General features: G+C 74.0%; 1 pseudogene. It reads right to left on the bottom strand.

The window, feature by feature from the left end:
• Nucleotides 1–897, bottom strand: a pseudogene (locus tag KBX39_RS32095) (sugar ABC transporter permease); the annotation flags it as partial.

Below are 897 nucleotides of genomic sequence, written 5' to 3'. Positions count from 1 at the left end.
GGACCAGGCCCAGCGGAAGCTCGCCCCCGGCGCCGAAGGCGCGGCCGGCGATCATCTGCACCAGCGCGGGAGCGGTGAGGCTGTCCGGGCCCCGGCCCACGAGCATCGACCACAACGGCGACTGGGCGTGTGCCAGCCAGGTCGGCAACGCGGTCACGGCCAGCATCGGCAGCGCCGGCAGCAGCAGCGTACGGCCGGCGCCGCCGCCGGAACGCCACCGCTCGTGCTGGCCCCGGAACAGCAGCGTGAACGCGAACAGCGCGGGCACCGACAGCCAGGTCGGCGGCACCAGGCCGAGGAACAGGCCCAGCTGTTCGCGCTCCATCGTGCGTTCGAAATTGGCGATGGCCAGTGGGCCGGCGCCGACGAACAACCACGGCGCGAACGGCACCAGCAGCAGCTCGCTCCAGCGCCCCAGCGGGCGCAGCGCGCCGATCCCGAACCCGGCCAGCGCCGCGACCGTCACCGCGACGAGTGTGGACAGCAGCGGCGGCACCCAGGTGTTGGCGAACAGGTTCGCCGTCTCGACCCCCTTGGGCAGGGGCCCGGTGTCGGCGGAGAAGTTCCGCAGCCACGGCAGCGACGCCCAGACGGTCACGCCGAGGACGACGACGAGCGCGACAGCGGTCAGCCCGACGAGCAGCGGCCGGCGGCCGGTGAAGGACTCCGCCTCCCGGACGGCCGGGCCGTCCCGCCAGCCGTCGAACTCGATGCGCAGCCGGGTGGCCAGGATGAGCGCCACCGCGGCCATCCCGAGCAGCCCGAGCAGCACCAGCAGCAGCGTCGACGTGGCGGACCCGACACCGAAGCGCATCGTCCGGAAGGTGGTCTGCACGGCGGTGAACACCGGCGTCGCAGTGGATTCGCCGCGCGGCCCGCCGCCGGTCAGGATCACCG

Origin of the sequence: Micromonospora sp. D75 (genome assembly GCF_018070405.1) — a bacterium.
Lineage (GTDB): Bacteria > Actinomycetota > Actinomycetes > Mycobacteriales > Micromonosporaceae > Micromonospora > Micromonospora chalcea.
This window is presented reverse-complemented; position numbering and strand designations above follow the sequence as displayed.